The 246-nt window shown below is 59.3% G+C and carries 1 pseudogene; it reads right to left on the reverse strand.

Going from position 1 to position 246, the window contains the following annotated elements:
* Positions 1–246, reverse strand: a pseudogene (locus tag SB816_RS34080) (hypothetical protein); the annotation flags it as partial.

Consider the following 246-nt stretch of genomic DNA (forward strand, 5'->3'; position numbering starts at 1 on the left):
GATTCCCTGCGGCTCATCGCCGTTTACGAACGACACGGTGATGGTTTCCGGATAGGCGTAGGCCGAGCCATTTGCCTTGTCGACCCCATCCAGGACCAGGGCGCCTACGCCCAGCAGGACGACATTTCCAACTATCGTTCCCGTGCGTGTCTTCGATTTGACGGCGGTGGTGATGTCGCGCTCGCCATCTTTCGAGCATTTGATATTCAAGTCGCCCTTTGCCCGGTGGACGCTGACCTTCCCGGG

The sequence above is a fragment of the Achromobacter sp. SIMBA_011 genome (assembly GCF_046535435.1).
Classification (GTDB): Bacteria; Pseudomonadota; Gammaproteobacteria; order Burkholderiales; family Burkholderiaceae_B; genus Achromobacter; species Achromobacter dolens.